Source organism: Pseudomonas sp. Pseusp11 (assembly GCF_047304405.1).
Taxonomy (GTDB): domain Bacteria; phylum Pseudomonadota; class Gammaproteobacteria; order Pseudomonadales; family Pseudomonadaceae; genus Aquipseudomonas.
Window position 1 is genome coordinate 79,860 of the sequence record NZ_JBGLZF010000025.1, and the last position, 13,939, is coordinate 93,798.

11 protein-coding genes are annotated in these 13,939 nt (G+C 58.1%); 2 read left to right on the top strand and 9 right to left on the bottom strand.

The window, feature by feature from the left end:
• Positions 1–45 precede the first annotated feature (45 nt).
• The 9 genes from bamA to rpsB form a co-directional block, all read right to left on the bottom strand.
• Positions 46–2,424, bottom strand: a complete 2,379-nt coding sequence (gene bamA / locus ACCC96_RS20355; protein WP_018927013.1) for an outer membrane protein assembly factor BamA — start codon at positions 2,422–2,424, stop codon at positions 46–48.
• Between the two features lie 72 nt (positions 2,425–2,496).
• Complete coding sequence (gene rseP, locus ACCC96_RS20360) at positions 2,497–3,849, bottom strand: sigma E protease regulator RseP (RefSeq protein ID WP_413388175.1); 1,353 nt, start codon at positions 3,847–3,849, stop codon at positions 2,497–2,499.
• A 52-nt stretch (positions 3,850–3,901) separates the two neighbouring features.
• A complete protein-coding gene (gene ispC, locus ACCC96_RS20365; protein ID WP_019647806.1) occupies positions 3,902–5,092 on the bottom strand; it encodes a 1-deoxy-D-xylulose-5-phosphate reductoisomerase in 1,191 nt (396 codons plus the stop codon).
• Positions 5,089–5,895: a phosphatidate cytidylyltransferase gene (locus ACCC96_RS20370; RefSeq protein WP_018927016.1), complete on the bottom strand. Its 807-nt coding sequence runs from the start codon at positions 5,893–5,895 to the stop codon at positions 5,089–5,091. The genes ispC and ACCC96_RS20370 overlap by 4 nt, the downstream gene beginning before the upstream one ends.
• Positions 5,895–6,650 (bottom strand): polyprenyl diphosphate synthase, encoded by a 756-nt coding sequence (gene uppS / locus ACCC96_RS20375; protein WP_007940503.1) that lies wholly within the window; start codon positions 6,648–6,650, stop codon positions 5,895–5,897. Before uppS ends, ACCC96_RS20370 begins: the two co-directional genes overlap by 1 nt.
• 14 nt (positions 6,651–6,664) lie before the next feature.
• Positions 6,665–7,222, bottom strand: coding sequence for a ribosome recycling factor (gene frr / locus ACCC96_RS20380; protein WP_007940501.1), 558 nt, complete (start codon positions 7,220–7,222; stop codon positions 6,665–6,667).
• Positions 7,219–7,962, bottom strand: coding sequence for a UMP kinase (pyrH, locus tag ACCC96_RS20385; RefSeq protein WP_003198235.1), 744 nt, complete (start codon positions 7,960–7,962; stop codon positions 7,219–7,221). The genes frr and pyrH overlap by 4 nt, the downstream gene beginning before the upstream one ends.
• Positions 7,963–8,172: 210 nt before the next feature.
• The gene (gene tsf / locus ACCC96_RS20390) at positions 8,173–9,036 is read right to left on the bottom strand and encodes a translation elongation factor Ts (RefSeq protein ID WP_018927018.1); all 864 of its coding nucleotides are present in this window, start codon (positions 9,034–9,036) and stop codon (positions 8,173–8,175) included.
• Positions 9,037–9,226: 190 nt separating this feature from the next.
• The gene (gene rpsB / locus ACCC96_RS20395; protein WP_018927019.1) at positions 9,227–9,964 is read right to left on the bottom strand and encodes a 30S ribosomal protein S2; all 738 of its coding nucleotides are present in this window, start codon (positions 9,962–9,964) and stop codon (positions 9,227–9,229) included.
• Positions 9,965–10,337: 373 nt separating this feature from the next.
• Between rpsB and map the strand changes: the two genes are divergently transcribed.
• Complete coding sequence (gene map, locus ACCC96_RS20400) at positions 10,338–11,120, top strand: type I methionyl aminopeptidase (RefSeq protein ID WP_258671055.1); 783 nt, start codon at positions 10,338–10,340, stop codon at positions 11,118–11,120.
• Positions 11,121–11,165: 45 nt separating this feature from the next.
• Positions 11,166–13,868, top strand: a complete 2,703-nt coding sequence (locus tag ACCC96_RS20405; RefSeq protein WP_413696744.1) for a [protein-PII] uridylyltransferase — start codon at positions 11,166–11,168, stop codon at positions 13,866–13,868.
• The last annotated feature ends 71 nt before the right edge of the window (positions 13,869–13,939 follow it).

Below are 13,939 nucleotides of genomic sequence, written 5' to 3' on the forward strand. Positions count from 1 at the left end.
GATGCACTCCTACAAAATCCATTGTCATTATCTTGGGTCAGACGCTTAGAACGTCTGGCCGAGGGAGAATTGGAACACTTGAGTCTCTGCATTGCTGTCCGGTTTTTTGACCGGCATCGCCAAGGCGAAGCTCAACGGACCAAGGGCGGTAACCCATGTCACACCGACACCCACCGAACTGGCCATATTGCTCAGGCTGACGTCGTTACACTGAGTATTGGACTTGGAACCATCGGCGTTGGTGCTCTGCTTGCAAGTCGAATCGAACACATTACCCACGTCCCAGAATACCGAAGTGCGCAAGGAACGCTGATCTTTCACGAACGGCATAGGGAATAGAACTTCTACACCACCCTGAATCAGGACGTTACCACCAAACGGCAGTGGATCCTGGTCCGGGTCGGTTGCGGTGCCCGGGTTCACGCCCCGGCTCGGCGTACTACGAGGCCCCAGGGTGCTGTCCTTGAAGCCACGAACCGAGTTGAAACCACCTGCGTAATAGTTTTCATAGAACGGCAAGCCGTCGGTCGAACCATAACCATCGCCATAGCCCAGCTCGGTGTGGAGGCGCATGGTGTAGTTTTCAGACAACGGCTGGAACAATTGACCGCGATAATCGAGCTTGAAGAACGACAAGTCGCTGCCCGGAGTCGTGGCTTCCGCGGTCAAGCTCTGGGAGTGACCACGGGTCGCCAGTACCCCTTTGTTCAAGGTGGATTCAGACCAACCGGCCGATGCCTTGAAGTTGAGGTACTGATCACCTTCCTTGTTAACGAAGTCGAAGATTTCGTCGACGGTGTAAAGACCCGTCTTGATCTTGTCTTGTTGTGCAGACAAACCAAACGTCAGACGCGAAGTCTCGCTGATCGGGTAACCAACGTTGACACCTGCGCCCAGGCTGTCTACGGCGTAGCTGGCTACGTTGACATCGAGGTCTTTGTAGTCGGTCGTACGATAGAAAGCGTTGTAACCCAGGCTCACACCGTCAGCAGTCCAGTAGGGGTCGACATAACCAAAGTTATAACGGCTTTGGTACTGACTGCGAGTCAAGCCGATGCTGACCTTGTTACCGGTACCCAGGAAGTTGTTCTGAGTGATCGAACCACCAAGGATCAGACCGGCGCTCTGGGCGAAACCGACGCTGGCGGTAATCGAACCGGAAGCTTGCTCTTCAACGCTGTAGTTCACGTCAACCTGATCGTCGACACCCGGCACGGCCGGCGTTTCGACGTTGACTTCCTTGAAGAAGCCCAGACGTTCCAGACGGGTCTTGGATTGGTCGATCAGGTAGGTCGAAGCCCAGCCGCCTTCCATCTGACGCATTTCACGGCGCAGCACTTCGTCTTCGGACTTGGTGTTGCCACGGAAGTTGATGCGGTTCACGTAAGCACGCTTGCCCGGATCGACAGCGAACGTGATATCGACCGTGTGGTCTTCATCGTGAGGCTGAGGCACGCCGTTGACGTTAGCGAAGGTGTAACCCTCGTTACCCAGGCGGCGGGTGATCAGTTCGGAGGTGGTGGTCATCAGCTTGCGCGAGAACACCTGGCCTTTCTGCACCAGCAGCAGGGACTTGACCTGGTCTTCAGGCACTTTCAGGTCGCCGCTGAGCTTCACGTCACGAACGGTGTACTTCTCGCCTTCGTTGACGTTGACGGTGATATAGACGTGTTTCTTGTCCGGGGTGATGGACACCTGGGTCGAAGCGATATCCATATTGATATAGCCACGGTCCAGGTAATAGGAGCGCAGACGCTCCAGGTCACCGGAGAGCTTTTCACGGGCGTACTTGTCATCGTTCTTGAAGAACGACAGCCAGTTGCTGGTCTTGAGTTCGAACAGGTCGATCAGGTCTTCGTCAGGAAAGACCGTGTTGCCCACCACGTTGATGTGCTGGATCGCCGCTACGGTGCCTTCGTTGATGTTGACCTTCAGGGCTACGCGGTTACGCGGCTGCGGCACCACTTCGGTGTCGACGGTAGCCGAGTAGCGGCCCTGAGCGACGTATTGACGCTGCAGTTCGTTACGCACACCTTCGAGGGTCGCGCGCTGGAAGATCTCGCCTTCGGCCAGACCGGACTGTTTGAGGCCCTTCATCAGGTCTTCAGTGGAGATCGCCTTGTTGCCTTCGATCTCGATACTGGCGACCGACGGACGCTCGACTACAGTGATGACCAGGACGTTGCCTTCACGGCCCAGCTGGATATCTTGAAAGAACCCGGTTTTGAACAGCGCACGAGTGGATTCCACCAGGCGACGATCATCCGCCTGCTCGCCGACGTTCAACGGCAAGGCACCAAAGACACTACCCGCGGAGACCCGCTGGAGGCCATTGACGCGAATATCAGAGATAGTGAAGGACTCGGCGTGAACTTCGGCGATCATCAATACGGTGAGAACCGCAGTTAGCAGCAGACGTTTCATGAAGTCCTTTCTTATTCCAACTGGCAATAAAAACTGCCGCAAAATGCGGCAGATTCGCAATTCAGCGAAGCGTTACAGTCGACCCAGATCATTGACCAGAGCAAGCAACATCACCCCGACCACCAAACTGATACCGATCTGTATCCCCCAACCTTGCACCCGATCCGACAAGGGACGACCACGCGCCCACTCGATCAGATAAAACAACAAATGCCCCCCATCCAGTACAGGAATGGGCAGCAAATTCAGAACACCCAGGCTAATACTCAGATAAGCAAGGAAATTCAGGAAATCAGCGACGCCCGACTGGGCAGAAGCGCCCGCCACTTTAGCAATGGTTATCGGTCCACTCAAGTTTTTTACCGAGAGCTCGCCGAACAACATTTTCTTGAGCGAGTCGAGGGTCAGTACGCTCATGGTCCAGGTGCGTCGGGCACCCTCCCCAATCGCGGCCACCGGACCGTAACTGACTTCGCGAATCATCTCTGGTGGCCAATCGACCGCTTTCACCCCTGCGCCCAGATAGCCACTGGGTGCCTTGCTCTCGCCGCGCGTGGCCAGCGTCACAGGGACGTCGATTTGAGCACCGTCACGCTCAACGCGCAGCATGATTTTGGTATCCGGATGCAAACGGACGATGTCGACTACTTGCTGCCAGTCATCCAGTGCCTTGCCATCAAGGGCCAACAGGCGGTCCCCAGCCTTCAGACCCGCAGCCTTCGCTGGCCCTTTCGGATCAATTTCGGCCAGTACCGGTGGCAATGCCGGACGCCAGGGGCGAATACCCAGCGAGTGAATAGGATCCGGCTCGTTAGCCCCCTTGAGCCACTTGTCCAGCACCAGCTCACGAGGCGAATCCACGGTGGAGCCCTGTTCGCGGACCAGCACTTGAAGGGAACCGCTCTCGCCCAGGCGGCGGACCAGTTGCAGGTTCACCGCAGCCCAGCCGGAAGTTGGCTCGCCATCGATGGCAATAATTTCCTGCCCCGGGCTCAAACCTGCCCTGGAGGCGATACTGCCGGATTCGACCGCGCCGATAACCGGGCGCACCTGCTCGCTGCCCAGCATTGCCAATGCCCAGAAAAACACCATCGCCAATAGAAAGTTGGCAATCGGACCGGCTGCCACGATAGCAATGCGCTGACGGACGGACTTGCGATTGAAGGCGTGATCGAGCTGATCGGCCGGCACCTCACCCTCGCGCTCGTCGAGCATTTTCACGTAGCCACCCAGCGGGATGGCGGCAACCACGAATTCAGTGCCTTTGCTGTCGTGCCAGCGCAGCAGCGGCATGCCGAAGCCCACGGAGAAACGCAGCACTTTGACCCCACAGCGACGTGCGACCCAGAAATGGCCGAATTCGTGGAAGGTGACCAGCACGCCCAGCGCTACCAGGGTGCCGACAATCATATAGAGCGCGCTCATCTACTTTCTCCGCAATCCTATCGGTGCTGCATGGGCCAACGTATTGCAGCACTTATCGGCCGTGACGACTCAACCATTGCCCGGCCAGTACCCGTGCTTTCGCATCGGCCGTAAACACTGCCTCGAGATCATCAACCGCAACCACAGGCTCGAGGTTCAATACTTCCTCGATAATACTCGCGATTTCCAGATAGCGAACCCGTCCGTCGAGAAAGGCCGCCACAGCCACTTCATTCGCGGCATTGAGCATGGCCGGCGCGCTGTTACCAGCCTCGGCGGCTTGACGCGCAAGGCGCAGGCAAGGGAAACGCTCTTCATCGGGTGCCTGGAAATCCAGGCGAGCGATGGCGAACAGGTCCAACGGCGCAACACCCGAGTCGATCCGCTCTGGCCAGGCCAGGGCATTGGCAATCGGCGTGCGCATATCCGGATTACCCAACTGCGCCAGCACCGAACCATCGATATAGTCGACCAGCGAATGAATCACGCTTTGCGGGTGAATCACCACTTCGACCTGAGAGGGCGTAGCGTCGAACAGCCAGCAGGCCTCGATCAGCTCGAGCCCTTTGTTCATCATGCTGGCCGAATCCACCGAAATCTTGCGCCCCATGGACCAATTCGGGTGAGCACACGCTTGCTCGGGGGTAACATGCGCCAGTTCGGCCAGAGGCGTCTGCCGGAACGGGCCACCAGAGGCTGTCAGTAAAATCCGGCGTACACCGACCGCACCCAAACCACGGGAGAAATCCTGCGGCATGCACTGGAAAATCGCGTTGTGTTCGCTGTCGATAGGCAGCAGTACCGAACCGCTTTTACGCACGGCCTGCATGAACAGCGCACCGGACATCACCAGCGCTTCTTTATTGGCCAAAAGAATCTTTTTGCCGGCCTCGACCGCCGCCAGGGTCGGACGCAAACCCGCCGCCCCGACGATCGCCGCCATCACTGCATCGACTTCTGGATCCGAGGCAATCTGACACAAGCCCTCCTCTCCCACCAGAACACGGGTCGACAGGCCAGCCGCATGCAATTCGTCCTGCAAGCCTCGGGCAGCGCCAGATTCCGGCACGACCGCGAAACGTGGCGTATGACGCACGCACAGCGCAAACAGCTCACTCAAACGAGTGAAACCGCTCAAGGCGAATACCTGATAGCGTTCGGGGTGACGGGCGATGACGTCCAGAGTGCTCAGACCAATCGAGCCGGTCGCCCCCAGCACGGTAATCTGTTGTGGGCGACTCACGATGCCGCCATCCACAGCAGCACGGCGAACACCGGAATCGCCGCTGTCAGACTGTCGATGCGGTCCAGCACACCGCCGTGCCCCGGCAGCAGATTACTGCTGTCCTTGATCCCCGACTGGCGCTTGAACATGCTTTCGGTGAGGTCACCCACCACCGAAATGAACACAATGATCGCAGCACCGAACAGGCCCATCAGCATCTGAGCGAAACTCCAGTCCCGCGCAAAACCGACGATTGCCGTGATCACCAGGCTCAGCAGCAAGCCGCCGTACACGCCCTCCCAGCTCTTGCCAGGGCTGACCTGTGGTGCCAGCTTACGCTTGCCGAAGGCTCGACCGGAAAAGTACGCACCGATATCGGCGCCCCAGACCAGCACCATCACGGCCATGATCAGCCAGTTGCCCAAGGGCTCCTGCTTGATCAGGATCAAACCTTGCCAGGCCGGCAACAGAATCAACAAACCGATCGCCAGTTTGCAGGCAGCGCTGGCCCAGTGTTCGCTGGACCGTGGATAAGTCAGCACCAGATAGGTGGCCACGCCCCACCAGAGCACCGAGGCGCCCAGCACCCAAGGCGCGAGCCCCGGCAGGATATGCATGACAAACAGCATCAACGCGACCACAGCTGCAAAAGCAACACGGATCGCCTGGCCAGCAAAACCTGCCAGGCGTGCCCATTCCCATGCCCCCAGCGTCACCACCAGCCCGATAAACAGCGCAAAACCGGACCCTTCAAGCAGGAAAAACCCGCACAGGGCAATCGGCAGCAGAATCAGTGCCGTGATGATTCGTTGTTTAAGCATTAAACCCGGGCTCCAGACTCGACCTGCTCGCTCGTTTTACCGAAGCGACGCTGGCGAGAAGCGAAATCAGCCAGCGCATTGCGCATGGCGTCGTGTTTGAAGTCCGGCCAGAACAGGTCGGAGAAGTACAACTCGGCGTAAGCCAGTTGCCACAGCAGGAAGTTACTGATGCGATGCTCGCCACCGGTACGGATGCACAAGTCCGGCAACGGCAGATCGCCGGTCGCCAGACAGGTTTGCAACAGCTCGGGAGTGATGTCTTCAGGGCGCAGATGCCCGGCCTGAACTTCGCGCGCGAGACGCTGCGCGGCCTGCGCGATGTCCCACTGACCGCCGTAGTTGGCGGCGATCTGCAGGATAAAACGATTGGCGCCGGCAGTCATCGCCTCGGCTTCACGCATGGCAGCTTGAAGCTCCGGATGAAAACGCGAACGGTCGCCGATGATGCGCAAACTGATGTTGTTGTCGTTCAGGCGCTTGGCCTCGCGACGCAGCGCCCTGAAGAACAGATCCATCAAGGCACTGACCTCATCGGCCGGGCGTTGCCAGTTCTCACTGGAGAACGCAAACAGGGTCAATACCTCAACCCCGGACTCCGCACACACCTCGATGACCGCACGAACAGCATCCACACCCGCTTTATGCCCGGCGACACCTGGCATAAAGCGCTTTTTCGCCCAACGATTATTACCATCCATGATGATCGCGACATGGCGCGGCACCGCGGACGGCGCAGTCTGCTTGGTCTTGTCCATTTGAAACTCGACCCTTATACGGCCATCAGGTCTTTTTCTTTTTCCGCCAACTTAGCGTCGATTTCAGCCACGAATTTCTTGGTCAGATCGTCGATCTCGCCAGTGGCGCGACGCTCTTCGTCTTCGCTGATTTCCTTTTCCTTGACCAGATCCTTCAGCGAGCTGTTTGCATCGCGACGGATGTTGCGCACGGCAACACGGGCATCTTCAGCCACATCACGAGCCTGCTTGGTGAAGCCCCGGCGGGTTTCTTCAGTCAGGGCTGGCATGGAGATCAGCAGCAACTCACCCAGGTTGGTCGGGTTGAGGTTCAGGCCAGCGCTACCGATGGCCTTGTCGACCGCGCCCAGCATGTTGCGCTCGAAGGCAACGACTTGCAGGGTACGGGCGTCTTTAACGGTGATGTTCGCCACTTGCTTGATCGGAGTGTCGGCGCCGTAGTACGGAACCATCACGCCTTCCAGAATGCTTGGGTGCGCCTGGCCGGTACGGATACGGCCGAAGTTGTGCGCCAGCGATTCTACGGATTTCTGCATGCGCTCTTTAGCGTCTTTCTTGATTTCGTTGATCATTGTTGAACTTCCTCGATCAGGGTTCCTTCAGCGCCGCCATGTACGATATTCAACAGGGCACCGGGTTTGTTCATATTAAACACGCGCAACGGCATCTTGTGGTCGCGGCACAGGCAAATGGCCGTCAGATCCATCACACCCAGCTTGCGATCCAGCACTTCATCGTAGGTCAGATGATCGAACTTCTCGGCATGCGGGTCTTTGAACGGGTCAGCGGTGTAGACGCCATCGACCTTCGTTGCCTTGAGCACCACATCGGCATCGATTTCGATTGCGCGCAGGCAGGCAGCCGAGTCCGTAGTAAAGAACGGGTTGCCAGTACCGGCCGCGAAAATCACGACTTCCTTGGAGTTCAGGTGGCGCATGGCTTTGCGGCGATCATAGTGATCGGTCACGCCAACCATGGAAATGGCCGACATCACGATGGCCGAGATATTGGCACGTTCCAGCGCATCGCGCATCGCCAGGGCGTTCATCACAGTGGCCAGCATGCCCATGTGGTCGCCAGTGACCCGATCCATGCCGGCTGCGCTGAGCGCTGCGCCGCGGAACAGGTTACCCCCGCCGATCACCAGACCGACCTGAACACCGATGCCAACCAGTTGGCCAACTTCCAGTGCCATGCGATCCAGAACTTTCGGATCGATCCCGAACTCTTCCGAGCCCATCAGGGCCTCGCCGCTAAGCTTGAGTAGAATGCGTTTATAGCGAGCCTGATAACCACTGCCCTGCTGAGCCATTGCGAATCTCTCCTGCGGCGTATTTTAAAAATTCTTTGCGAGCTGTTTACAGCTGGCGTTCACTCTAGCTTGGCGCTGCTTCAGCACCATCGGAACATGGCTTTGTAAGCCAGTTCCAAAAGGAAACCAAATGAAATTGGCAACCCCATCTGAAAAGAGGCTGCGCGCGTAAGCGGGCAGCCTCTTCAGGGCGACAGTTAAAAAACCGTCTTATTGCTTGCTGGCAGCCAGCTGGGCAGCAACTTCTTCTGCGAAGTTGTCTACTGGCTTCTCGATGCCTTCGCCTACTTTGAAGTAGGTGAAAGAAACGATTTCAGCACCGGCTTTCTTGGCCAGGTCGCCGACCTTGATTTCAGGGTTCTTGACGAACGCCTGCTCAACCAGGCTCGCTTCAGCCAGGAACTTGCTGATACGGCCTTTGACCATGTTTTCAACGATGTTTTCTGGCTTGCCAGCGATCTTGTCAGCGTTGAGGGTCAGGAACACGCCCTTCTCGCGCTCGATCGCTTCAGCGGAAACTTCCGACGGCAGCAGGAATTCAGGGTTGGTAGCCGCTACGTGCATAGCGATGTCTTTGGCCAGCTCAACGTCGCCGCCCTTGAGAACAACCGCAACACCGATCTTGTTGCCGTGCAGGTAGCCACCAACAACATCGCCTTCAACGCGAGCCAGGCGACGAATGTTGACGTTTTCGCCAACCTTGCCAACCAGAACCAGACGATCAGCTTCACGCGCTTCGATCAGCGGAGCAGCATCGGTCAGTTTGTCAGCGAACGCTTTTTCAATGCTGGCAGCAACAAATGCCTTGAAGTCGTCCTGCAGAGCCAGGAAGTCGGTCTGCGAGTTCACTTCCAGCAGAACGGCGGATTTACCGTCTTCCTTGAGAGCGATTGCGCCTTCAGCGGCAACGTTGCCGGCTTTCTTGGCAGCCTTGATGGCGCCCGAAGCGCGCATGTCATCAATGGCTTTTTCGATGTCGCCGCCAGCCTTGGTCAAGGCCTTTTTGCAGTCCATCATGCCTTCGCCGGTACGCTCGCGCAGTTCTTTGACCAACGCTGCAGTAATCTCTGCCATTTTCAAATTCCTCTTGGATAGGTTTTCAACCATTCCACCCGATCGAACGGGCGATCAATTCTTCCCGAACCACCCTTGTTAGCTGCCGCACGTTACAGATAAAGCAGTGGGCGCCGACAAATGGTTTTCGAGGTGGCAAAAAGGGGGCCAAGCCCCCTTTTTGCTTACTGAGTCAACGCCAGGGCGTCAATTACTCAGCTGCAGCCTGAGTTTCTTCAGCTACGAACTCTACAGTGCCGCCAGCAACATTGTTGCGACCACGGATAACAGCGTCAGCCATCGAACCCATGTACAGCTGGATAGCGCGGATTGCGTCATCGTTGCCTGGGATGATGTAGTCAACGCCTTCCGGGCTGCTGTTGGTATCGACTACGCCGATAACCGGGATGCCCAGCTTGTTGGCTTCGGTGATCGCGATGCGCTCGTGATCAACGTCGATAACGAACAGAGCGTCTGGCAGACCGCCCATGTCCTTGATACCACCCAGGGAACGATCCAGCTTCTCAAGATCGCGAGTGCGCATCAGCGCTTCTTTCTTGGTCAGCTTGGCGAAAGTACCGTCTTCGGCTTGCACTTCAAGGTCACGCAGACGCTTGATGGAAGCACGGATGGTTTTGAAGTTGGTCAGCATGCCGCCCAACCAGCGGTGATCGACGTACGGCGAACCGCAACGTGCTGCTTCTTCAGCAACGATCTTGCCAGCGGAACGCTTGGTGCCGACGAACAGAATCTTGTTTTTGCCCTGGGCCAGACGCTCTACGAAAGTCAGAGCTTCGTTGAACATTGGCAGGGTTTTTTCAAGGTTGATGATGTGAATCTTGTTACGCGCGCCGAAAATGTACTTACCCATTTTCGGATTCCAGTAACGGGTTTGGTGACCGAAGTGCACACCGGCCTTCAGCATATCGCGCATGTTGACTTGGGACATGATAGTTCCTTAATAAGTCGGGTTTGGCCTCCACGTATCCCAATGACCAACCAGCAGCATCAGCTGAAGGCACCCAGGTCATCGTGTCGACACGTGTGTGGATTTAAGCTTTTCAGGGTATCCCCGGAAAGCGGCGCATTTTATATCACAAGGCCGGAAAAAACGGAACCCGGATTCTGAAAACCTGGCGAATGCTTTTGATCCCGCCCTTGGAATCCCCCAAGAATGCGCCATTCTATAGAGAGAAGCGATGCACAGAAGCTCAGATTTGCCCTGATCGTCTGGTAGAATCGCGTTTTTCAGGGCCGCGACGATCGTTCGCGCAGTGCCCATTTCGTTTTAGAAGGCGCCATTGAGCGCAGAGAGAGCCTGTATGACCGTCACCCTCAAAACCCCAGAGGACATCGCAAAAATGCGGATCGCCGGCAAATTGGCCGCCGATGTGCTGGAAATGATTGCCGATTATGTCAAACCGGGCGTTACCACCGAAGAGCTGGACCGCATCTGCCACGACTACATCGTCAACGAGCAGAAAGCCATTCCTGCCCCGCTCAACTACAAGGGCTTTCCGAAGTCGATCTGTACCTCGATCAACCACGTGGTCTGCCATGGCATCCCGAACGAGAAGCCGTTGAAGGATGGCGACACGCTGAACATCGACGTCACGGTGATCAAGGATGGCTACCACGGCGATACCAGCCGTATGTTCCACGTTGGCACCGTGCCGGTCTGGGCCGAGCGTCTGTCCCAGGTGACTCAGGAATGCATGTACAAGGCCATCGAGCTGGTCAAGCCCGGCTGCCGCCTGGGCGATATCGGTGAAGTGATCCAGAAGCACGCGGAAAAGAACGGTTTCTCGGTGGTTCGCGAGTTCTGCGGCCACGGCATCGGCAAGGTGTTCCACGAAGAACCGCAGATCCTGCACTACGGCCGCGCCGGCACCGGCATGGAACTGAAATCCGGCATGACCTTCACCATCGAGCCGATGATCAACCAGGGCAAGGCCGACACCAAGGTGCTGGGCGATGGCTGGACCGCGATCACCAAGGACCGCAAGTTGTCGGCGCAATGGGAACACACCCTGCTGGTGACCGACACCGGCTACGAGATCTTCACCCTGCGCAGCGACGACACCATCCCGCGCGTTTCGGCCTGATCCCGCCCGCGCCGTTCCCAGCCTTATAGAAAGGAAAGCCAATCGATGCCGCAGGTGGATCCCGAACTCTTCGACCGCGGCCAGTTCCAGGCTGAACTGGCCCTGAAGGCAAGCCCTATCGCTGCTTTCAAGAAGGCGATCCGTCAGGCCCGCGAAGTGCTCGACGAGCGGTTTCGCGCCGGTCGGGAGATTCGCCGGTTGATCGAGGATCGCGCCTGGTTCGTCGATAACATCCTGCAAAAGGCCTGGGAACAGTTCAACTGGAGCTTCGATGCCGACATTGCACTGGTCGCGGTCGGCGGCTACGGTCGTGGCGAGTTGCACCCCTACTCCGACATCGACCTGCTGATCCTGCTGGACGGCGCCGATCACGAAATTTTCCGCGATTCCATCGAGCGTTTTCTGACGTTGCTGTGGGACATTGGGCTGGAAGTCGGTCAGAGCGTTCGCTCGGTGGACGAATGCGCCGAGGAAGCCCGCGCCGACCTGACGGTGATCACCAACCTGATGGAAAGCCGCACCATTGCCGGCCCCGAGCGTCTGCGCCAGCGCATGCTGGACGTGACCAGCACCGTGCACATGTGGCCCAGCAAGGAGTTCTTCCTGGCCAAGCGCGCCGAGCAGAAAGCCCGTCACCACAAGTACAACGACACCGAGTACAACCTGGAACCCAACGTCAAGGGCTCGCCCGGTGGCCTGCGGGATATCCAGACGATTCTGTGGGTCGCCCGTCGTGAGTACGGCACCCTGAACCTGCGGGCCCTGGCCGGCGAAGGTTTCCTGGTGGAGAGCGAGAACGCCCTGCTGGCTTCGTCCCAGGAATTCCTGTGGAAAGTGCGTTACGCGCTGCACATGCTCGCCGGCCGCGCCGAAGACCGCCTGCTGTTCGATCACCAGCGCACGATTGCCGGGCTGCTGGGTTTCGTCGGCAACGACGCCAAGCACGCCATCGAAAACTTCATGCAGCAGTACTACCGGGTGGTCATGAGCATTGCCCAGCTCAGCGACTTGATCATCCAGCACTTCGAAGAAGTGATCCTGGCCCCCGAAGACGAAGCACCGCCCCAGCCGATCAACTCGCGATTCCAGCTGCACGATGGCTACATCGAGGCGCGCAACAACAATGTGTTCCGCCGCACGCCGTTCGCCATGCTCGAAATCTTCGTGCTGATGGCCCAACAGCCGGAGATCAAAGGCGTACGCGCCGACACCATCCGCCTGCTGCGCGAGAACCGTCATTTGATCGACGACGACTTCCGCAACGATATTCGCAATACCAGCCTGTTCATCGAATTGTTCAAGTGCAAGATCGGTGTCCACCGCAACCTGCGGCGGATGAACCGTTACGGGATCCTTGGGCGTTATCTGCCGGAGTTCGGCTTTATTGTCGGGCAGATGCAGCACGACCTGTTTCACATCTATACGGTCGACGCGCACACCCTGAACCTGATCAAGCACCTGCGTAAGTTGCAGTACACCCAGGTGTCGGAAAAATTCCCGCTGGCCAGCAAGCTCATGGCCAAACTGCCCAAGCCGGAGTTGATTTACCTGGCCGGCCTGTACCACGACATCGGCAAGGGCCGGCATGGCGACCACTCGGAAATCGGCGCAGTGGACGCCGAAGCCTTTTGCCAGCGCCATCAGTTGCCGATCTGGGACAGCCGCCTGATCGTCTGGCTGGTGCAAAACCATCTCGTAATGTCGACCACTGCCCAGCGCAAGGACTTGTCCGACCCGCATGTGATCCACGACTTTGCGCAGATTGTCGGCGATGAAACCCGCCTCGATTATCTGTATGTGCTGACCGTTGCCGACATCAACGCGACCAACCCGACGCTATGGAACTCCTGGCGCGCGAGCCTGTTGCGCCAGCTCTACACCGAGACCAAGCGCGCCTTGCGTCGCGGCCTGGAAAACCCGGTGGATCGCGAAGAGCAGATCCGCCAGACCCAAAGCGCGGCGCTGGACATTCTGGTGCGCGGCGGCACCGACCCGGACGACGTCGAGCAGTTGTGGGCGCAACTGGGCGATGACTACTTCTTGCGTCACACCGCCGGCGACGTGGCCTGGCACACTGATGCAATCTTGCAGCAGCCGGCCGACGGCGGCCCGCTGGTGCTAATCAAGGAAACCACCCAGCGCGAGTTCGAGGGCGGTACGCAGATCTTCATTTATGCGCCGGACCAGCACGACTTCTTCGCCGTGACCGTGGCGGCGATGGACCAGCTCAACCTGAACATTCACGACGCCCGGGTCATCACCTCCAGCAGCCAATTCACCCTCGACACCTATATCGTGCTCGACACCGATGGCGACTCGATCGGCGACAACCCGGCGCGGGTCAAGCAGATCCGCGAAGGCCTGACCGAAGCCCTGCGCAACCCGGACAACTACCCAACGATTATCCAGCGTCGGGTGCCGCGTCAGCTCAAGCACTTTGCCTTTGCGCCACAGGTGACGATCCACAACGATGCCCAGCGTCCGGTGACCGTGCTGGAACTCAGCGCACCCGACCGTCCTGGGTTGCTGGCGCGGATCGGTACAATTTTCCTCGAGTTCGACCTGTCGCTGCAGAACGCCAAGATCGCCACCTTGGGCGAGCGCGTAGAAGACGTGTTCTTCATCACCGACGCCAACAATCAGCCGCTATCCGACCCGTTGCTGTGCAGCCGTTTGCAGGATGCAATCGTCAAACAGCTGAGCGTCAACCAGGAACCCGATATCAAACATTCGCGCATCAGCATCTGAATCAACCCAATCCCCCTGTGGGGGCCGGGGTGTGTTGTGGGGGGGGGGGGGGGGGCGCCGCGGGGGGGGGG